A 20232-nucleotide genomic window follows, 5' to 3' on the forward strand; every position below is an offset into this window, starting at 1 on the left:
TGCCACCTATCTGCGAATATGCCATGAAGCTACCCAAGGTGCCTCGGAAGTACATGGCCGCCATTGGCAACAGTCAGAATCGTGTTCGCCAGGATCAAGCCCATGCCGCGCTACTGCGCCGTGAGCGTCGCCCGCAATACTCGCCCTCAGAGCCGTCAACGACGAAAAAGTTCCTGCGTCTGAGGGGCTGATGCGTCAACATTTTTGACGCGAACGCACCCTACTTCGAGGAGGGATTGCTCGCCTAACGGAACTTGGATTGAGAGGCGCTCTTGATTGAAAAAAGCGCAATCACCATGAGTGGCTACCTACGTGACTCAAGCGCCAAGCAGCAGTCTCACCTAGAGACAGATACCACTACTATGCCAGAATGCGATAGACGCTGGACGTCGGATGTATCAACGCAGCTCCATCGAGCAATCAGAATTCTTGGAAGATCGGCTCACTGCAATCGGTGTACTTGATCGTGCACTGCCCACCGCCGTGAGCAGCACAGTACTTCAGAACCTCAGTGGAAGCAGCCTCTCTCGTTGGGCCGCCGGCCATTGAAATCAAGCCTTTAGAGCCCGGAGCCGGATCCGCGTAAGCGACGCACTGGTTCTTATACGTTATCCCTACAGTGCAATCCTTCGCACCATATGTCGCACACCTGGACTGAGCCTCAGCGACAGCCTCGGCCTTTGATCTCTTTCCAACCGAAGCTCCCACATCACCGGTCGCAACAGAACGGGATATGGCTCCCCAGGTTTTGATCCACTTACCTATCGCACGCGGCCCGGAACTCCCCTCACCCTGAGAGGCTGGAATCGGGGCACAGCCACCCGCACCCTGCCCGCCAACCGGATACTGACCTGGCGGGCAGCGCCCCTCCCCATAAGTAACTAGTGGGGCAAGAGTCAGGAGAATCAGCAATAGAAAATTATTCATTCTCATAAGAAGCGACTCGACAGCAGATCAAGAATTTTTGCCAACTTGCGGCGACGCATCAAGTTAACGATTCACCCCGCGAAGGCCCGTGTCGTGAATCGTCGGCGCTGAGTTCTGTGGCAAGGTCATGCGAGCTGTCCCGGAAGCCGCGTCCTGACCCGCCGTCGGAGCCTCAGTACTGCTAGAAGGCTTCGGCGGAGCGTAATAGCTCCCTGCCGGCTGGCCATTCGGACCAGGCGACACAGCCCCAGCACTGCCACCTATCTGCGAATATGCCATGAAGCTACCCAAGGTGTCTTGGAAAAGCATGGCCACCATAAGCGGAAACTTGCTTACCGGCTCATTGCTTATAGAACGAAGCCGAAGCACGAGTCATCGCTTCTTACACAAGGGCAAGTCATTTCCCACGCCCAAATGGCTAGCTGCCGGACGCAACACTATCATCTGATTCGATCGCCCCAGTACAGTAAGAAGAGGCAAAGTGTGAATTTTCGGCAGCCCTCTTACACCGCATGCCAAGCAAAGACGGCTGCAATGATCGCAGGACATTGAGTTGGCAAGAAAAGCATGAGAGCAGGTAAACCTAAACTCTTCCAGCCGTTCCAACCTGCGCCGCCTCGTTGACGACCACTCAGAACGACTCGAATTCCGGTTCGCTGCACGCCGAGTAGATCACCACACAACCCTCACTGCCGCGCTTCGTGCAGAGCCCCATCGCCAACGAAGTCGCGGCAGAGACAGATTCAGCGCGTCCAAACGTGGAGCCTCCGAATGCGCTAGTTCGAGGAGAGACCAAGGCGACGCACTGATTCTTGTAAGTCTGAGTAACCTTGCAGTCCGACGCCCCGTGCTGACTGCAATTGGCCAAGGCCTCATTTGAGGCGTCAGCCTTTCTCACTTTTCCGACTGACACGCCAACATCGCCATTGGATGCCATGGCGATCGCGCCCCATGTCTTATTCCAGCGTCCCGTTTGGATAGGACCCGTCTGACCCGTGCCCGCATCCCCTCCTGGGATCGGCGCACACCCACCGACACCCTGACCTCCGATTGGATACTGACCTGGCGGGCAACGTCCTTCAGCGCCAACAACGGGCGCGAAGCCAAAAAATAGCATGCAAATTGCAGCGCCGAAGATAAGCGCAGATCGGCGGCCAAATATCGAGACCATATCGTTAGACCCTCAAACTTCCCATCAGCCGTTGTTCTTTGCAAGACCAAGACGCCCGGAGTCCACCACCGCCGAACCCGGCGATGAACTACCACCAGTCACTCGCGAACCAACAACCTGCTCGGTAGTGGCATTATGCGTCCCACCCTTCTCTGGAGCCGGAGGTGTGTAGAAGCTACCCGGCGGCTGCCCACTCGGGCCCGGCGCCTGTGCCACCGGGCTGCCACCTATCTGCGAATATGCCATGAAGCTACCCAAGGTGCCCTGGAAGAACATGGCCGCCATTGGGGGCGCAGTCAGAATCAGGGTCGTCAGGATCAATCCCATGCCGCCCTGCTGCATCGCCTGACTGGTCATGCCGTCGCTGGACGCTCCCATCAGCGGGAACTTGTTCACCAGCGCCGTCACCCAGAACGAGGCGGACACGCGAATTACCATGTCCAGTGCGATCGACACCATTGCCGCCAGCACCGCCATCGAGAACATGGTTCCGATGCCATAGAACAACCATCGCTGGAACAACTGCTTGGTCTGGTCGAACAGAAGGCAAAGAATGAACAACGGCCCGAATCCGATGAACAACGCCATTGCTACTTCGTAGAGCAGAAGCATTGAACCCGCAGTTACCGCTGGACCACCTGTGCCGAGGCCGATGAACCACATGGCCCGGGTCTTGTCTTCCTGCAATCCAGGGTCATTCAGAATCTTGATGCCATCAATGCTGGACAGCGCCACCTGCATCCAAGCCAGACTCTTGTCGATCTGCTCTTCCGGCTTCTGATCCTTGCCAGTGACAACATGGGTGATCAGCCCCTTCACGTCCTCGGTCAGGAACTCATGAAGATCGCGCCCGAACATGCCCATGCTGGTGGCAACGGCAACAATCAACGCTGCGCGCGCCATGTTGGTTACCAGGACCATCATCGAATCGCGGCTGCGGCCTGTAACGATTCGATAGCCTTGGATCAGCACCCACAAGGTCATGAGGGTCAGCGCGATGCCGCCCACCCACGCCATCATGTTGTCCATCAGGTCGAAGCCGAACTTGCCGATCCTGTCCCGCAGGTAGTCCAGGATCAGCTTGAAGAACACGAAATCGCCAATCGACTGGACACGCGCGACGTGCCCCATCAGATCCTGGAATCCGCCCGAAAAATCAAAGTTGGCAATCGACCTGATCGTCATACCCACATTCCCTTGGTAATACTGCAATCACATGAGGGGCGACGCAGACGCGCGCACCCTTGGTGCTCCATTCCATGCATCAGTCGATGGACAGCGCTGCCTTCAGCGCCGCCGTCTTGACCAGATCACTGGCAATGGTCTTCATCGGGTCGCCCTTCAGCGCTGCCTGTGCAACGACCTTCTGATTGGCTTCCATCACCTCGATGTAGGCATCGTAGGCCTTCTGCTGTGCCTCGAAGGACTTTGCCTTGGCTGCCATGTCGTTCGCGGTGCGCAACGTGTCGTTCTGCGTTGCGTTGACGTTGCCGAGCAGATTGCTGACATTTCGCTGCTTCTCGATTGCATCGAGGCTATCGAAGAACGACGGCATCGTCTTGAGCATGAAGTCCACCGCATCGTTGTACTTGCGGTTCTGCATCATCCGGATGTTCACGCAGATCTGTTGCTGCTGATCTTTCCAATCGCCCTTGAAATTGAAAACGACCCGGGTCGCGAGAGTCTTCAGGTCGGTGCCGATTCCGCAGGTCTCGGCAACCAGATAATTGGGTGGCACCGGCGTCAGCGGGGCGGAATCCGGCAACCCGAAGGAATTCACGATGCCCTGGATCTGGACCATCGTCTCCTGGTACTCCTTGATCGTCTGCGCCCAGTCCCGTGCCCACTGGGTGTTCTCCTTGACGAACTGGTACTTCTCCTGGAAACGGGCCTGGTACGTATTGATCTGATTGAGGATGTGCTGCCACAGCGCAGGACCCGTTTCCTGCACCGGGCCGATGGCGCCCGCATTGGTCGCTGAGAGGGCCAAGGCAACGCCGAGCACCTTGGCCATCGGCTTGAGTACCTTGCGGGCGCTGGCCCGACGCTTGACGTTGTTCATGGGAAAACTCCTGTTGTTCTGATTGACGTCCACTTGCCTGTCTCCTGCTCGCACGGCCATCAGGCCGCGTCGGACCGGGGTTCCTTTCCCGACCCCTTCCGGTTCTTGTAGAAATCTTCCAGCCACTGCTCCGGGCTGAGCTCGTCTACAGTGACGCGATTGCGGACCGCGGCCGTCTGCAGAACCCGATGCATGACATCGATGTTGTCGGTCGAAGCCGAGATCACCGACAGGATGTCGTCCATGCCGCGCAGGTTGAGCTGGCACACGCTGGAGGCATGGCCCTGCTTGACCAGGAAGCAGCGCGAGCGCTCGTCCAGTGCAGTCACCACCCTGAACTCGGCCTCGGTCAGCTTCAGGCCGTCCATGTAGTCGCTCTTGCTGGCATTCGGGTTCGGCAGCAGGATCAGGGTAGCGGTCTGCTCGATCAGGGCGGCGGAGATATCGCTCTTCAGCGCATCTTCCGGGCTCTGCGTAGCGAAGATGCCGAGACCGTTCTGCTTACGGATGGTCTTCTGCTTGTTCTTCGCGAACTCCTTCAGGCCACCTTCGCCGTCCAGGATCTTCCAGAATTCGTCCATCACATAGATCAGCGGACGACCGTCGATCAGCGACTCCAAGCGGTGCAGCAGGTAATTGATCACCGGCACGCGCACTTCAGGATTGTCGATGATGTCGGTGTAGTCGAAGCCGATGATGTTGGCCTTGCTCAGGTCAACGGTATCGATCGGATTATCGAACACCCAGCCCAGCGAGTTGCCCGAGGTCCAGCGGCGCATGCGCGCGTAGAGGCCATCGTCGCCCATATTGGGCAGGCTCTTCTGGAAGTTGGTCATGCTGCGCAGGTGCATCGGCGTATCGAGCATGCTCTCCACCGCGCGGTAGATATCCTCTTCCTCACGGGCGCTGTACTCGCGCTTGCCGGCCAGCACCTTGATCAGGTCAGCCAGGAACTGCAGGTTGGCTTCGTTGTTCTCGCACTGGAACGGGTTGAAGCCGGTCGGTGCGCCGTTCTCCAGGGCCAGATAGTTGCCACCGCAGGCGCGCACGAAGATCTCCGCGCCGCGATCCTTGTCGAAGAAGAAGATGGTCGGCGACGGCTCGTACTTCTGCACCTGGCTGAGCAGGAAGTTGATCAGCGCGGTTTTACCGGTACCGGACTTGCCGATCACCATGGTATTGGCGATCGCCTTCTCACCCAGCGAATTCTCCGAGGGATGGGTCGCATGGAAATTGAAGTAGTACGGCTGGCCATTGGTGGTCTGCAGCGTGGTGACGCAGTCGCCCCACGGGTTGTTGTGCTGCTTACCGGTGGCGAAGTTGTGCAGCGGCGACAGGCCCAGGAAGTTCAGCGAGCTGACATTGGCCAGGCGTGTGCGATAGCGCCAGTTGCCCGGCAGCTGCGAATAGAACGACGAGGTAACCGCCAGGTCTTCCTTGGTCGATACGAACCCGGCGTTGGACAGCTCGGCGCGGGTCGAGGCGACGTTCTGCGAAAGCTTGGCCTGCGTGTCGCCGTAGACCGCCATGATGAAGTGGTATTCACCCAGCACGAAGTTGCCCGACGACAGCTGATCCATGGCCTGGTCCAGCTCGACGATCTGGCTGACCGCCTTGTCGCCGGAGGAGATCATCATGCCCTTGGTGCGGTCGAGCACCTTCAGCGCATCCTGGCGCCCCATCGGGCTGAACGAATGGGTGATGACGTATTCGTAGTCGAGGTACTTCAGGCCGTTGAGGATGCCCGGGTAAGTCCCCTCGGCATACTCCTTGATGTTCAGAATGGCGCCGTAGTGATTGGCACCGTTGGGAGTATTGATCGCAAAATCGCCGGTCTTGGCCGAGAACATGTGGCGACTGACCGGCAGGTAATCCTTGATCGGTGCCGACAGCACCGGCACCGGCTCGTCGATGCGATTGATCAGGTAACCGAACAGCTCCAGCGTTTCCGAGAACACCACGCCATTCTTGGCTTCGTACATACCCAGGCGATACGGCGCGTAGTCGCGGATCACGGCCTCGACGTTGCCGGCCAGTTCCATCAACTTCTCGACCGCCTGCTCCTGCTCGGCGCGCAGCTTCTCCACGTTCGCCGACTTTTCGACGAAGCGTTTGCCCGCCACCACCGGGCGATAGATCATGGTCAGGTACAGCTCGTTCTGCATGATGCGCTGCGAGGACAGCATGCCCATGTACTGGTCGGAAACGTCCTGGTTGAAGCGCTGCCTGTAGTTGCTCTTGCCCTTCAACGTGCGACGGCGACGGATGTCGTGCACCCAGAAGGCTACGTTGACAAAGTCAGGCGCGCGCAACGTCTGCAGCAGACGGTTGAACGTGTTGTGGCGATGCTCGAGCTCCCACTCCTCTCGGCCGACAAACGGCAGCCCTTCCAGATGCCAGGTCAGCAGGTAGTCGCCGCCCGTGGTCTTGACCACGTTCGGGGCGACATGCGACGACAACGGGATGAACTCACTGATGGAGGTGTCAGGGCTGAACATACGACTGCTTCCAAAGAGGTACTGCCAAGAAGTTTCAAGAGACCTGGCGGGCGCGGATGCCCGCCAGGCCGGATCCGGACCTCAATCCATTCGGGCCGGCTTGTTGCGGTAATGGTTGGGGTTGAGCACCCACATGCCATCGTGCTCCTGCACGTTGCGCACCTTCAGCTTGAACATCAGGCGCAGGCCCAGCAGACGGAAGATCATCTCGTCACGCTTGGCCATGTGCCGCATGATGAAGACCGCCACCGGAATGGTGAGCAGGAACCAGAAGTTCGTGTACATGCTGAGCAGCAACAGCCCGCCTGCCACCATGAAGAATGGCAGGTAGGGAACGCCCAGGAACATCGCTGGACGCGTGCAGCCGCGGAACACGACGTTCTTATGCACTGTAGTACTGGATCACGTGGTTGATCAGGTAGGAGGTGCTGGTGCCACCACCGCACTTGCCGTCGCTGCCATCACCCAGCAGCATGCGCGCGATCTGGCCTGCGGCGCCGATCAGCACGCCACCGATCAGGATCGGGGCGACGTCAGCGATGCGCTTGTGCGCGAAGGCGATCTGGTAACCAGCGAAGATCACCGCGATGGTGACCACGGCGATCGAGGCGATGTTCAGCAGGCCGTTGATGTTGTTGAAGAAGCTGCAGACCTTCTTGTCGGTGCCGCCAAAGTCGGTGGCGCCGTTGGCGAAGACTTGCGGGGCAAACAGTGCGCCGACGAACAGAGTGGCCATCAGCAGGGTCTTCAGCGTGCGCTGGGCCTGGACGAGGTCGAGATTGGATCGCTTCATGGATTGATTTCCTTGTTGATGGACTAACACAACTGAATCGACCAGCCGGGGGACTGGCCGTACCACGACTTCGTCAGAACACGAAGGCCGCATCCCCTGCGGGAATCTGCTGCACCGGTGCGGACTGTGCCGGTGCGTTATATGAACTGCCATTGCCGGCCACTGGCTGATTGCGCTCATTCCAGGGCCGCAACATCACAGGGCCCTCGTTGCTGCCACCTGCAGCACCTGGCAACTGCTGCGGCATGGCCATCGCCTGCGCCGGACCCTGCTGAGGCAGCTGCTGCGGCATGCCACCGGCCTGTTGCTGCGGATAGGCGGCCCCTTGGGTGGGCTGCGCCTGCGGCTGCATCATCCGATCCACCGAGCCCAGTACCACTTTGGAAAGCGCCTGGTCGGCGATGTTCAGCAGGCTGCCCCGCGCCATTGCACCGGTGGACGGATACACGACATACGCACGTGCCGGGTCTTCCGACGGCACGTACACCGGGCCACTCGCCTGCGCAACGATGCGCGCCTGCGCCGGGGAAGCGAGCTGCGGGTGATGCTCGACCTTCACGCTGCGGCGTTCGCCGCGACTCACCACGTCGATCGGTGCAACACCATTGCTGGCAAGCTGCTGCCCACGGCGCATCGAGTCATAGACCTTCTGCACATAGCCATGGCGGAAGCCAGTCTCGAAATTGCCCGAGTAGTAGCAACTGAATGACTTGCCCCAGTCACCACCGGAGCGCTTGTAGCACTCGGCGAGGATCCGAGAACCCGCTTGCAGGTTCGGGCATTGCTGGAAAGCCTTCTCGTAGGAATCCAGACCGTACTTGCCCAGGTTATAGCGGTTGACCTGGGCCAGCCCGATGGAGAAGTTGTAGCCTTTCTCTTCCAGCATCCGAACCGTCGCCAGTGCCTCGTCCAGCGCCTTGGGCTGGCGCACCAGAGCGCCACCGACTACGCCGATGGCATAAGGGTTGCGTGACGATTCAACGTTGATGACGTGCTGCATCACGTCCATCGACACCGCCATCTCCGGGCACGCCATCATCTCCAGTCCTGGCAGCATCCTTCAGCCCTCCTGCCCCTGGGCACGCCCAGGATTGAAATCGATACCGGTGATGTAGCGCGAACCGGCGTGCGCCTTGATATGCACGACGATGTCGATGGTCATCATCAACAGTCGCTTGATCACGTTGAACTCCAGGCCCGAACCTTCGGTGGAGGCCTTCACCATGAGGGCCAACTGGTCCCAGGTCTGTTCCGGACTGCCTGCATGGCAGCTGGTGATCGAACCCGGGTGGCCCGATGCGCAGTTGCGGATGAAGTAGAACGCCTCGTCACCGCGCAGCTCGGCCAGGATGATGCGCTCGGGCTTCATGCGCAGGCAGGCTTCCATGCAGCTCTTGGCACTGACATTGCTGGTGCTCTGCCCACCCTTGGAGTACAGCAGGTGCACCACATTGGGTTGGGTCAGAAACAGCTCGCGCGCGTCCTCGATCGTGACCAGGCGTTCGTTGTCCGGAATATGATTGACCAGCGCTTTCATGAAGGTGGTCTTGCCGCTACCGGTCGCACCGGATACCACGATGTTCTTGCGGTACATCACCGCACGCCGGAAGAACTCTGCGTACTCGCGCTGCTGACGCAGCTCCAGCAGCTCGCGATCCTGCTCGCTGATGCTGCCATCGCTTTCCAGGATCTGGTTGAAGAACCCATCTTCGTGATACTGGCTGAGCGACTTGGTGTGCTTGGACGGCAGACGGATGGTGATCGACACCTTGCCTGCATCGCACGCCGGCGGAATCACGAACTGGGCACGCTGGCCGGTGGGAAACGTGAGCGAGACCACCGGATCGGCATCGGTGATGCGCTGGCCGGTGTTGCTCTCGTTCACCACCGCCGTGCAGAACTGCCGGGCCCGCTCGAAGGTCAGGCTCGGCACATCCACCCGCTGCCACCCCGCCCGGGTTTCCAGGTACAGCTCACCGGGACGGTTGATGCAGATTTCCGTCACTTCCGGGGAAGTCATGTACTCGGCGATGCCCAGCACTTCGTACTGATAGCGCAGGAAATCGCTGGAGACGAGGGCAAGGGGTGACACTTCAGCGTCCATGATCGTTCGTTGGGTTACCGGCGAGGATGCAGCACGCTCGTGAAGTCGACGTCCTTGGCGACGTACACATTCACGATGGTGCCTTGGTTGATGGTCACGGTCGGCGGGCGACGTTGGCTGAGCGACTCGTTGGCCAGGCGTTCCATGGTGCGCGCGGTGGCGCTCTCATAGGGCGACTGGATGGTCATGCCGTTGTTGGCCACCGTGGTGGTCTCCGGGCCATGTTCGGCGGCGGCATACTTGAACGCATCAGCCAGCAAGCTGATCATCAGCGCCGAGGCGATACGACTACCCCAGTGCGCGCTGTACTGGCCCGGATGACCGGCGCCACCCAGCTGATCCACGCCCGGGCTGGACATGGCCACGTCAATACCGTTCGGCGTGGTGATGCGGTCCCAGATCACTTCCACCCGCTTGCCGGTAGGACCACCGCCATAGGCGCCATAGATCTTGGAGCCCTTCGGCAGCAGCAGATTGCGGCCGTTGATCGAGTACACCGGCTCTGTCACCAGGCACGAGGTGTAGCCCGCGATATCAGTGATGATGCGGGTTTCCAGTACACAGCGCAGATAGGTTCCTCGCACCAGCAGCGCATCGGGGCTGCGGATGTAGCTGGCATTGGACACGTCATCCACGTCGGGGCCACGACGCACGCGCGCTGGCGCTGCATTCTGCTGCCCGTTCATCTGCTGCAGCATTGCCCGCGTGTATTCGTCCATGCCCGCCTGCTGCGAGCGCTCCTCATCCTGTGAACTGCCATTGCCAACGAAACCGTCGGCACTGGCACCCATCCGACGTTCGGCAAGCGTCGGACCACGAGGGCCCGCGGAGCGATCTTCCAACGTCACTGGCGGCTCAGGGCGACTCGGCCCCAATGGGGGCGGCGGCAACATCGGAATCGGATCAACGGGCTGCATTGCCTGCGCCGGACCCGGATCGGTCTGGACAGCATCCGGCAGTGTTGGCGTGCTCGCGCGCGCAACATCCGGCACCTTCGGCGCATCGTCCTTGTCTTGGCCCTTGCGGAACAGCAGGAAGCCCATGGCAACAAGCAGCACCACGATACCGCCCAGGAACAGCAGCGCCTTGCGGTTCAATCGCTGCTCTTCAGCCGAGCGCAGCTGCGGCGCGGCCGCGTCCAGATCCGGTGCAGGCTCAGCCTGGGTCGTGCCGAAGTACGGATTCGTCTGCGCCTCCGGAGCAGCCTGTGCACCGTACGGGCTCTGGCTCTCGTCGCGTCCGTTGTTCGGGTCGTTTCCGGGAGTGTTCTGCTGGCTCATTTCTTCACGTTCCTTCGCAGGCCGACGACGAAGTCGCCGTGGCGGATGACCAGGTACGGGTGCGTCCCGTGCACGATCAGCGTATTGCCTTCAACCGTGGTGTTGACCACGAAGTCTTCACCGTATTCCGTTTCGCGACCGAAAACCGCCGGGAAGATGCCGGTCTTGTACTCCGGCGAATTCGGCAGTTTCAGGTAGGTGAAACGACCATCGTCATAGGCGTTGACCGGGATCAGCCATCCCATCTTCTTCGCCTTGCTGGTCGAATAGGAGTAGTTGAAGTTGTACTGGCGGTCCTTGGCCAGTTCAGAGCTCAACAATGGCTTGGCCTCTTCTTCGACCGCTTCCTGGGCGACGCCGAACACGGTGTCGTTCGGGTAGGTGAAGGCGATCTTGTACTGCACGCCAGCACGACGGGCCTGTTCCAGCTGGCGCCAGTCAGTGGCCACCACCTTCAGCTCGAAGATGTAGGAATGGGTCTCGGTGCGCACCATCATGTTGGTGTCGACGTCGACGTTCTTCGGCTTGAGATAGAACACGTTCTCGCGACGGGTCAGTTCCCAGCCGCTGCTGAAGCCGGTGCTGTAGTCGAGGATCTTCTCGTTCGGGCTCAACTCGATCTGGGTGGTCAGGCCCAGGCCGGTGCGAACCGGATAGATGCGGTCCTTCTCGTACTCGTAATGGTCCACCGCCTGCGCCATCGCCGCTGCTGAAAACAACAGCGACAACATCGACAGCAGCGCCAGTGCGCTTCCCCTGATATTTCGACTACTCATCGGTTGCTTGCTCCATCAGCAGTTCCGGTGGAATTGTTCTTCGCCGGCCTCATGGCCGGCTGTCCGGGCATGGCCTGCCCCGGCATTGCTTGCCCCTGCACCGGCTGACCCGGCACCGGCTGACCCGGCATCGGCTGGCCCGGCGTCGGGCCATTGGCCGGGACGGCGACCGGCTGGCCGGTGGCCGGATCGATCATCGTGGCCGCGGCCGGGTTGTTGGGATCGTAGACACCCTGGGCCTGCTGCGCGGCCTGTGCAGCCTGCTGCGCCTGCGCCTGCATGGCGCCGTCATCCGGCACCGGGACGCCACGGGAATAGTCGTTGTCGACGCGATACTCGGTGACCTGGAAGGCCAGCGGATTGAGGATGCGATCCTGCTCGGACAGCGCCAGGTTCTGGTTGTAGCCGAAGCGCATCGTTACCAGCTGGTTGTCCAGGTAGGTGGCAACGCCAGTGCGCTTATCCAGCAGGCTGCGCTGGATGCGCACCGAAGCGCCGCGGAAGCTGCCGTTCGCTTCGGCGCCCAGCGGCGTGATGCTGAGGATCTTGACCCGGATGGCACGCTCGCGGCCATACATCACGAACGGGTTCTGCGGGTTGTTGCCGGCATAGCGCACGCGCATGGACTGCGCCACCGGATCGGTGGACATCACGAACACCAGTTCCCAATCGCGCAGGCCCATCACCGCCGAGTCGTACGACTCGCGCGCCAGTACGTACTGGGCCACATTGCTGCGATTGATCGCTTCGTTGCTGGTAATCGTCTCGCCCTGGAAGGTCCCGCTCAGGCGTGCGACCGTCGCGGTACCCGTGTACGCATCGGCCATCACCAGGAACGGCACCTTCTCCTTCAGCGGCAGCATGTAGTAGTAGCCGCCCGCCAGTGCGAGCGACATCAGCAACGAGCCCGTGGCGACCCACCAGGCACGGCGCTCGCTGCGACGCGCCATGTCGGCCACGGTGATCTCGTAGCTGACCGCCTTGGCGACCGACTGCTCGACCTTGGGACTGTTGCCGGGATCCTTCTTGCGGAACATGGATTCTTCCGTACTGCTGAAACATCAATGGGCATGGAGCCCCTGCGACAGGCGCGGGGAGCGGCACGTTCGATGGTTTCGAGGTGGACTCAGGTGCCGCTGTTGGAATCAGCGCCCTGCGCCGACGCGGTGGGCGTCGAGCCTGCGCTCTGCACAACGATCTGGTTGCCAACAATGGAGACGGAGATGCCTTGCGCCGAATACGCCGAAGTCAGATCGATCACGGCCTGCTGCGCATTGGTGGTGTCGATCTTCGAGACCGCGCCATACAGCGTGAAGTCCGAGCTGAGGCGGTAGTCCAGTGTTCGTCCGGAATCCTTGGCCCAGCGCTCGAGCATGGCTTTGAGCGTGCCATCCATCGGCGAGGCCTGGTAGACGTAGCTGGAGTACAGCGGGATCTCGGTTGTGGCCGCGGCGAAGCGGTTGACCGGCTTCCAGCGGCCGCCGAAATCGGGGGCCGGCTTGGTGGCACACCCTGCCACCATCAGCGCCGCGACTGCGGCGATGGAGATTTTCGCGATAAACGCCTGATTCATACGGGCTTCACTTTGACGTACGAAAAAGCAGTCCCGAGCGTTGGTTCCCTGGCCGTCCGGCGCTGCATGGCGCACGCCGGAATCGGGGAGACGCGCTGGCATGCAGCACACCTGCCCCGGCTCCCCTGCAGCCCGAAAGCTGCCAACCAGGTCGCGGGGCCGCCAGACGTTGCCGACAACACACCCGCACACCCTCACCAACGTCGAAACCATCCTTGTTTCCATGGCACAAACTCCTGGCCACCCTGCGCTACAACTTTTGCCATCCAGCACACACTTCTGGATGACGCACACAGAGTTACACAACCACGCGTCAATTCCATGTCAGACAAGTCTGAAAATCTATGAACAGATGCCGAATTTTTGACTCAGCTCACGGTTTCACGTCGGTGAATATGAATCTACGTCACAAATTTAGCGACGTGAATTAGACGTTAAGCATCGGAACGTCGACCTTCGGCAGCAGCCGCGATGTGAAATAGCGATCCTTGTAATAGCGGATCTTGTCGCACTTCACCGGATGCGGTATGCCCTCGTAGAGGAATACTTCCTTGTCCGGCCCCATCGCCTTCAGCTCCTGCGGCAGCATCAGTGCACGCCGCTCTTCGGTGAAGTTGTGAGTCTTCTCACGGGCATGGGTGACGTTCTTCTTGCGGACGGTGGTGTAGCCCAGCATGTCCGAGTAGTCGTTGGCGTCCTGCTGCTCGCGCGGCGCGTACAGGATCTGCAGTGCGTGGTTGGTGATGATCGTGCGTGACACTTCCCGGCCGTAGGTGGCATCAAGCTGGGACATGCTCTGGATGATCGGCAGCAGGCGGATGTTGTAACCGGCCATGTAGGACACCGCCGAGGCGATGATCTCGACCTTGCCGATCGAGGTGAATTCGTCCATCAACAGCAGGCACTGGTACTTCAGGTCCGGGTTGGACTTGGGCAGTTCCTTGGTGTTGAGGTTGATCAACTGGCTGAAGAACAGGTTGATGATCAGCCGGCTCTCGGCCAGCTTGTTCGGCTGGATGCCGATGTAGATGGTCATCTTCTTCCTGCGCACGTCGGTCAGCAGGAAGTCGTTGCTGCTGGTGGCCTTGTCCAGCACCGGATTGATCCAGGGATTGAGCGGCTCCTTGAAGGTGCCCAGGATCGAGGCGAAGGTCTCATCGGCCTGGGACAGCATGTTGGCGAATGCCGAACGTGCGTTGCCACTGAGGAACGACCGCTCCGACAAGGCCTTGAGGTACTTCTTCAGATCGGTGCCGTCGCCCGATGACAACCGGTAGACAGCGCCCAGCGTCGGCGTGCCCGAGCCGCCCGGGAATCCGCTGCTGCGCTCGTCATCCCAGTTCTCGAACAGATACAGGGTGAAGGCCATGAACGCATTGCGCGCCTGGCTGACCCAGAATTTCTGGTCCTCGGCCCCGTCCGGATACAACATTGCGGCGATGCTCATCAGGTCCGAGACACGGAACGCCGGGTCATCGGACACATAGCTGAGCGGGTTCCAGCGGTGCGTTCGCCGATCTTCGGCGAAAGGATTGAACAGGTAGATCTCCTGCCCTTGGCTGGCACGCCAGCCACTGGTCAGGTCGAAGTTCTCCTGCTTGATGTCCAGCACCACCAGCGATTCGCCGTACTCCAGCAGGTTCGGGATGACGACGCCCACGCCCTTGCCTGAACGGGTGGGCGCTGCAAGGATCACGAACTGCTGGCCGTCCAGCCGCACCAGCTTGCCGCCATGGCTGCCAACCACGATGCTCTGGCCGGTTTTCTTGAACATGCCGTGCTTGGACAGGTCGGCGCCGGTGGCAAAGCGCGCGTCGCCGTGCAATGAGCGCTTGTCCTTTTTCAGAAGCACCACCAGGCCGGTCACCAGCAGCACCAGCAGCGGCAGACCGAAACCGAGATAACCGGCCCACTTGATCTTGCCCACGAAGGGCGCGACCTGTGGCTGGCCAATGGCGTGGTAATACTGGTAGTACGTGTTCCAGGTGAACAGCTTGGTGTCCAACCCCAGCAACAACAGGGTCAGGTAACCGGAAAACACGAAACCAAGCAGCAGGGTCGCCAGCGTGATGACGGCGATGAGCAGATACTTCTTACTGGGCAACACCCGGATCCTCCATGATGCGCACAAGGGCGCGACGGCCTAGCGGCGGCGCCAGCGCGACGCCTTCTTCCGCAGGTGGTTTTCGTTCTCCAGCCCGGGCTCTTCGCCCTCTTCACGCACCAGTGCCTGCAGGCGTTGGCGCGCTTCGGCCAGCGACATCAGGTCGGTCAGACGATCCCCATCGTCGGCGACGACCGCATGGCCGACCACATCGCCCGGAGCGTACACCGGCGCGTAGGACACCGCTACCAGCTGATAGCGGCTGCGCGTCTCCAGCACATGCCTGAATTCCTGCATCGACATCCTCCTTGTTCCAGCACTCCGCAGCCCCTGTGTTTCGCATCATGCCGACGTCCATGTCGTCATTACATGCAGGACGCCGACAACAATGCGCCGAACCTGCTTTCGTACCGAGCCTGTGCCCGGCTTGCCGCAACCCCACGGATCAAACGCTGATTTACCCTCAGCATGGCTGCTGCTGTTGCGGTGCAGCAGTACAATGCACGGCTCCCCGCCCCCATCGCGCCCCCGCATGAGCCCCAACTCTTCCCTGGCTGCGCGGCTGACGCCCCGTCAGCGCACCCTGATCATCCTTGCCCTGTCCCTGGGCGGCTTCGCCATCGGTACCAGCGAGTTCGCCAGCATGGGACTGATGCTGGAGATCAGCCGTGGCCTGTCGATCTCCGAAACCCAGGTCGGCCACCTGATCAGCGCCTATGCCATCGGCGTGGTCGTCGGTGCGCCGATCCTCGCCTTCGTCGGCGCCAGCTTCCCGCGCCGCAAGCTGCTGCTGGCACTGATGGGCTTCTATGCTGTCGGCAACCTGGCCAGCGCACTGGCACCGAACTACGGCACGATGCTGATCGCGCGTTTTGTCGCCGGCCTGCCGCATGGCGCCTACTTCGGCGTGGCGATGCTGGTGGCGGCGGCAATCAGCCCGGCCGGCCAGCGCGGCCAGGCGATGTCGCGCGTACTGCTGGGCCTGTCGATCGCGATCCTGGTCGGCAATCCGCTGACCACCTGGCTGGGCCAGCAGCTGAGCTGGCGCACCGCCTTTGCCCTGGTCAGCGTGCTGGCCATCGCCACCGTGGCGATGATCGCGCGCTTCCTGCTGCCCGATCCGGACGAGGTGCGCACCTCGCCGATGCGCGAACTGCGTGCCTTCAACACCACCCAGGTGTGGCTGGCACTGGCGATCGGCGCGGTCGGTTTCGCCGGCATGTTCTGCGTGTTCACCTACCTGGCGCCGACCCTGGTGCAGGTCACCGGCGTGGCCGAATCGTGGATGCCGCTGGCGGTGGGCGTGTTCGGCATCGGCGCGATCATCGGCAACATCGCCGGTGGCTGGCTGGTGGACAAGTTCCACTTCAAGGCCGCCGCGGTGGTGCTGCTGTGGTCGATCGTGATGCTGCTGCTGTATCCGCTGGCCGCACAGTCAGTGTGGACCATCGGCCCGATGATCATCACCGTCGGCACCATGGGTGCGCTGGCTGCGGTGCTGCAGACCCGCCTGATGGACGTGGCCGGCGAAGCCCAGACCCTGGCCGCCGCCTCCAACCATGCCGCCTTCAATACCGCCAACGCGCTCGGCCCGTGGCTGGGTGGCATGGCGATCAGCGCCGGCTTCAGCCCGGCCAGCACCGGCTATGTGGGCGCGGCCACCGCCATCGGCGGCCTGCTGCTGTGGTGCGTGGCGGTGATGCTGGACAAGAAGCGCAAGGCCGCCGTAGCCGGCAGCCACTGAACATCGCGCCGGATCGTCAGTCGCGGCCCATGCGGCGGCGGCGATCCGGTCGCAGCATCGCCACATCGCCGGCCGCCAGCGTCGGCCGCGCCAGCTCACCACGCTTCACCCGGTCCAGCACCCGCCGCGAGTTGGCCGCGCAATCAATGCCCTCCGGCCGCGCCTGGATGTCCTCGATAAGGGCCAGCAGGTGCGCACGGCTCTCTGCCAGCCGCAGCTGCAGCGCCTCGATGTCGGCCACCTTCTGCTGCAGCATCGTGATCAGTGCCTCGTGCTGCCACTGGCCCATGTCCGGCGGCAACAGCGCGCGGATCTCTTCCAGGCTGAAACCGGCGCGCTGCGCACCGGTGATCAGTTCCAGCAGCAGCACCGCCTGCTCCGGATAATCGCGGTAGCCGTTGGCCTGGCGCTGGACCACCAGCAACCCGGCCTCTTCGTAGAAGCGGATGCGCGACGCTGCCAGGCCCGTGCGGCGGGCCAGCTCACCGATCTTCATCTGCCTGAACCCTCGACATGGAAGCCTGTTGACCTTCAATCAAACTTGAAGGTTAGCGTAGCCCCATTCCCCTGTCTTGGAGCTGTCCGATGTCGCTGTTCTCGCCCCTGGCACTGCCCTCCGGTGCCGTCATCCGCAACCGCATCGCCAAGGCGGCGATGGAGGAAAACATGGCCGACGCTGACCACGCTCCGTCCGAAGCGCTACTGCAGTTGTACCAGCGCTGGGCCGACGGCGGCGCCGGACTGATCATCACCGGCAACGTGATGGTCGATGGGCGCGCCATGACTGGGCCCGGCGGCGTGGTACTGGAGGATGACCGCCACCTCGACCGCTTCACTGCCTGGGCGGACACTGCCCGCTCGCGGGGTGCGCAGATGTGGATGCAGATCAATCACCCGGGGCGGCAGATGCCGGCCGCACTCGGTCAACCCGCGCTCGCGCCTTCGGCCGTTGCATTGCAGATGGGCGCGCTGTCCAAGCAGTTCGCACCGCCGAAGGCGATGACCGAGGACGACATCGACTCGGTGATCGCGCGCTTCATCCGCAGTGCCGAACTGGCCGAGCGCGCCGGTTTCAGTGGCGTGGAGATCCATGCCGCGCACGGCTACCTGCTCAGCCAATTCCTGTCGCCGTTGTCGAACCGGCGCGAGGACCAGTGGGGTGGCAGCCTGGAAAACCGTGCGCGCCTGCTGCTGGAGATCGTGCAGGGTGTACGCGCGGCGGTAGCGCCCACGTTCGTGGTGGCGGTGAAGCTCAATTCCGCCGATTTCCAGCGCGGCGGTTTCTCGCCCGAGGATGCGCGCGCCGTGGTGGAGATGCTGGCCCCCCTCGGTGTGGATCTGGTCGAGCTGTCCGGCGGCAGCTATGAAGCACCGGCCATGACCGGCGCCGCACGCGACGATCGCAGCGTGGCCCGCGAAGCGTACTTCCTCGAATTCGCACGCGAGATCGCCACGGTGGCAACGATGCCGTTGATGGTCACCGGCGGCATCCGCCGCCGCGAGGTGGCAGAACAGGTACTGGCCAGCGGCGTGGCCATGGTCGGCATCGCCACCGCACTGGCGATCGAGCCGGATCTGCCACAGCACTGGCAGCAGGGCCGCGACCCGGCGCCGACGCTGCGCAACATCAACTGGCGCAGCAAGCCGCTGGCGGCCAGCGCGCACATGGCGGCAGTGAAGTATCAGCTGGGCCGGTTGAGCCGGCGCCGCCCCACCGCACCCACGGTTTCACCGGCGTGGGCACTGCTGCTGGCACAGGCGGCCGCAAAGTGTCGGACCCGCCGCTACCGGCGCTGGATCAGCGCCCGCGCCATCGCACATTGAGCCGCGCGGTCTTCTCATCGCCGCAGCGATGCTCCACCATCTGCAGGGCCGGCGGCAGTCCGTCGCCGGTCGCAGCATGGAGATGGAACCCACGTGGCAGCAGGATCAACCAGGAACCGCGAGAAGCTGCTCGATGACCTGCTCTCGCTGGGCCGCAACTGGGCACTTGCCATCGCCATCGCCGGTGCCGGGGCCGCTGTCCACTACAACGAATCGGTCTACGAGGCCGGGCTCTGGCGCGGCCTGTTGCCCACGCTCTGCTTCCTGGTTGCGATCATCTGGATCGTGCTCAGCATCATCCGCTTCGACCTGACCATCCAGCAGCACTTCGAGCGCAAGCTGTCGCGCTGGCTCAGCCGCCTGCTCTACGTGCTGCTGCTCGGTACCGGCATCACCGCCGTGTTCTTCGTCACCGAGCTGGCGTCCAACAACCACATCGCAAGGATGTGCGACTCGGTAGCCAACGAACCCGGCAGCCGCATCCACAGGTCGACCGAATGCCAGCGCCTGTATCAGCACCGCGCTGCCTACCGGCAACGGCTGGAATCGGCCGAGGGTGAGTTCGACTGAGCAGATGCGTGGGCGAAGGCGCACGAGGACTCACACAGAGGTCCAGCAAGGGTGGATTCAAAATAGTTGCATGGACTTCGTTGCAACGCGACGCCACGCTCTCTTGCCGGAAAGCCGTGATCGAACACAGTCCATGAAGTTACCCATCGCCCACTCCCGCCTCCCCGCCCGGCCCCGGAAGATCGACAGTGAAGTGCGCATCTTCAGGCGCTATCACCAGTACGCCATGTTTGCCATCGGGGCCGTACCACTGGCAATACTCCTGTTCGCCCGCGCACCCGAACTTGGACTTCTCACCGCACTGGGTGCGGCAGCGGTTTTCACGCTGTCGGCGTTGATCCTCGCCTTCGTTGTCTATCCCCCTCGACGGGACCGGGTGGCACTGGAACATGATCGTCTGGTATTCCAGCACCGTGCTCCTCTCCCGTTCAAGCAGATCCGGTCCTACAACCTGGACGATCATGTTGATCTGACCCTGATCGATGGACCGAGCGTGCTGCTCCAGCGCACACGGGCATCGACGCATGAATTCTCAACCTTCCGGGACGCGCTGGCAGAGGCTCTCGCGAAGCGGCCCGCCAATGCTGCCGCCGCTCCGCAACGTCGCCACTTCTTCGGTGCCTGGCCCGCACGCGCTTGGGGTGCGGTCCTGTTGCTGGCGACGGCGGCACTGGTGATCACGGGCGTACTGCAGGGCTGGCCGTTGTACAAAGCACCGATGCTTGGAATCGTGCCCGTGGTGGGCATTGGGCTATTGCTATCGCGCCGCCGTCACTGATTACGTCGTCGGCGAAGTACACATGGCG

At 61.9% G+C, this 20232-nt stretch carries 20 protein-coding genes; 4 read left to right on the forward strand and 16 right to left on the reverse strand.

The window, feature by feature from the left end:
- Nucleotides 1-420: 420 nt before the first annotated feature.
- The 15 genes from ACX9OT_RS08205 to ACX9OT_RS08275 form a co-directional block, all read right to left on the reverse strand.
- Nucleotides 421-933 (reverse strand): DUF4189 domain-containing protein, encoded by a 513-nt coding sequence (locus ACX9OT_RS08205; RefSeq protein WP_343170874.1) that lies wholly within the window; start codon nucleotides 931-933, stop codon nucleotides 421-423.
- Between the two features lie 625 nt (nucleotides 934-1558).
- A complete protein-coding gene (locus tag ACX9OT_RS08210) occupies nucleotides 1559-2098 on the reverse strand; it encodes a DUF4189 domain-containing protein (RefSeq protein WP_321029109.1) in 540 nt (179 codons plus the stop codon).
- 24 nt (nucleotides 2099-2122) lie between these two features.
- Nucleotides 2123-3283 carry a TrbL/VirB6 family protein gene (locus ACX9OT_RS08215; protein WP_459001657.1) on the reverse strand — a complete coding sequence of 387 codons (1161 nt, stop codon included), beginning with the start codon at nucleotides 3281-3283 and terminating at the stop codon, nucleotides 2123-2125.
- Nucleotides 3284-3362: 79 nt separating this feature from the next.
- Nucleotides 3363-4160, reverse strand: a complete 798-nt coding sequence (locus tag ACX9OT_RS08220) for a hypothetical protein (protein WP_049398226.1) — start codon at nucleotides 4158-4160, stop codon at nucleotides 3363-3365.
- Between the two features lie 59 nt (nucleotides 4161-4219).
- Nucleotides 4220-6658: a VirB4 family type IV secretion/conjugal transfer ATPase gene (locus ACX9OT_RS08225; RefSeq protein ID WP_032129524.1), complete on the reverse strand. Its 2439-nt coding sequence runs from the start codon at nucleotides 6656-6658 to the stop codon at nucleotides 4220-4222.
- 81 nt (nucleotides 6659-6739) lie between these two features.
- A complete protein-coding gene (locus ACX9OT_RS08230) occupies nucleotides 6740-7048 on the reverse strand; it encodes a VirB3 family type IV secretion system protein (protein ID WP_006374695.1) in 309 nt (102 codons plus the stop codon).
- Nucleotides 7041-7451 carry a TrbC/VirB2 family protein gene (locus ACX9OT_RS08235; protein WP_006374697.1) on the reverse strand — a complete coding sequence of 137 codons (411 nt, stop codon included), beginning with the start codon at nucleotides 7449-7451 and terminating at the stop codon, nucleotides 7041-7043. Before ACX9OT_RS08235 ends, ACX9OT_RS08230 begins: the two co-directional genes overlap by 8 nt.
- Nucleotides 7452-7524: 73 nt before the next feature.
- On the reverse strand, nucleotides 7525-8508 hold the full coding sequence (locus tag ACX9OT_RS08240; protein WP_071227599.1) for a lytic transglycosylase domain-containing protein: 984 nt from the start codon (nucleotides 8506-8508) through the stop codon (nucleotides 7525-7527).
- Nucleotides 8509-8511: 3 nt separating this feature from the next.
- Nucleotides 8512-9555: a P-type DNA transfer ATPase VirB11 gene (gene virB11 / locus ACX9OT_RS08245; RefSeq protein WP_032129526.1), complete on the reverse strand. Its 1044-nt coding sequence runs from the start codon at nucleotides 9553-9555 to the stop codon at nucleotides 8512-8514.
- Between the two features lie 14 nt (nucleotides 9556-9569).
- A complete protein-coding gene (locus ACX9OT_RS08250; protein WP_032129527.1) occupies nucleotides 9570-10835 on the reverse strand; it encodes a TrbI/VirB10 family protein in 1266 nt (421 codons plus the stop codon).
- Nucleotides 10832-11611 (reverse strand): TrbG/VirB9 family P-type conjugative transfer protein, encoded by a 780-nt coding sequence (locus ACX9OT_RS08255; protein ID WP_071227598.1) that lies wholly within the window; start codon nucleotides 11609-11611, stop codon nucleotides 10832-10834. Before ACX9OT_RS08255 ends, ACX9OT_RS08250 begins: the two co-directional genes overlap by 4 nt.
- Nucleotides 11608-12648 (reverse strand): VirB8 family type IV secretion system protein, encoded by a 1041-nt coding sequence (locus tag ACX9OT_RS08260; protein WP_459001662.1) that lies wholly within the window; start codon nucleotides 12646-12648, stop codon nucleotides 11608-11610. Before ACX9OT_RS08260 ends, ACX9OT_RS08255 begins: the two co-directional genes overlap by 4 nt.
- Nucleotides 12649-12737: 89 nt before the next feature.
- Nucleotides 12738-13184: a hypothetical protein gene (locus ACX9OT_RS08265; RefSeq protein WP_049398230.1), complete on the reverse strand. Its 447-nt coding sequence runs from the start codon at nucleotides 13182-13184 to the stop codon at nucleotides 12738-12740.
- A 427-nt stretch (nucleotides 13185-13611) separates the two neighbouring features.
- Nucleotides 13612-15291: a type IV secretory system conjugative DNA transfer family protein gene (locus ACX9OT_RS08270; protein ID WP_459001664.1), complete on the reverse strand. Its 1680-nt coding sequence runs from the start codon at nucleotides 15289-15291 to the stop codon at nucleotides 13612-13614.
- Between the two features lie 36 nt (nucleotides 15292-15327).
- Nucleotides 15328-15585 carry a hypothetical protein gene (locus ACX9OT_RS08275; protein ID WP_459001666.1) on the reverse strand — a complete coding sequence of 86 codons (258 nt, stop codon included), beginning with the start codon at nucleotides 15583-15585 and terminating at the stop codon, nucleotides 15328-15330.
- A 235-nt stretch (nucleotides 15586-15820) separates the two neighbouring features.
- On the opposite strand from ACX9OT_RS08275, the gene ACX9OT_RS08280 reads away from it, so the two are divergent.
- Nucleotides 15821-17032: an MFS transporter gene (locus tag ACX9OT_RS08280; RefSeq protein ID WP_121503590.1), complete on the forward strand. Its 1212-nt coding sequence runs from the start codon at nucleotides 15821-15823 to the stop codon at nucleotides 17030-17032.
- A 16-nt stretch (nucleotides 17033-17048) separates the two neighbouring features.
- Here ACX9OT_RS08280 and ACX9OT_RS08285 read toward each other — a convergent pair whose 3' ends face one another.
- Complete coding sequence (locus ACX9OT_RS08285) at nucleotides 17049-17528, reverse strand: MerR family transcriptional regulator (RefSeq protein ID WP_049422464.1); 480 nt, start codon at nucleotides 17526-17528, stop codon at nucleotides 17049-17051.
- Between the two features lie 89 nt (nucleotides 17529-17617).
- On the opposite strand from ACX9OT_RS08285, the gene ACX9OT_RS08290 reads away from it, so the two are divergent.
- From ACX9OT_RS08290 to ACX9OT_RS08300, 3 genes are all read left to right on the forward strand, one after another.
- Nucleotides 17618-18856 carry an NADH:flavin oxidoreductase/NADH oxidase family protein gene (locus tag ACX9OT_RS08290; protein WP_071227592.1) on the forward strand — a complete coding sequence of 413 codons (1239 nt, stop codon included), beginning with the start codon at nucleotides 17618-17620 and terminating at the stop codon, nucleotides 18854-18856.
- 93 nt (nucleotides 18857-18949) lie between these two features.
- The gene (locus ACX9OT_RS08295) at nucleotides 18950-19426 is read left to right on the forward strand and encodes a hypothetical protein (protein WP_459001669.1); all 477 of its coding nucleotides are present in this window, start codon (nucleotides 18950-18952) and stop codon (nucleotides 19424-19426) included.
- Between the two features lie 133 nt (nucleotides 19427-19559).
- Nucleotides 19560-20204 carry a hypothetical protein gene (locus tag ACX9OT_RS08300; RefSeq protein WP_154352855.1) on the forward strand — a complete coding sequence of 215 codons (645 nt, stop codon included), beginning with the start codon at nucleotides 19560-19562 and terminating at the stop codon, nucleotides 20202-20204.
- Nucleotides 20205-20232: the final 28 nt, after the last annotated feature.

The sequence above is a fragment of the Stenotrophomonas genospecies 3 genome, assembly GCF_054473855.1.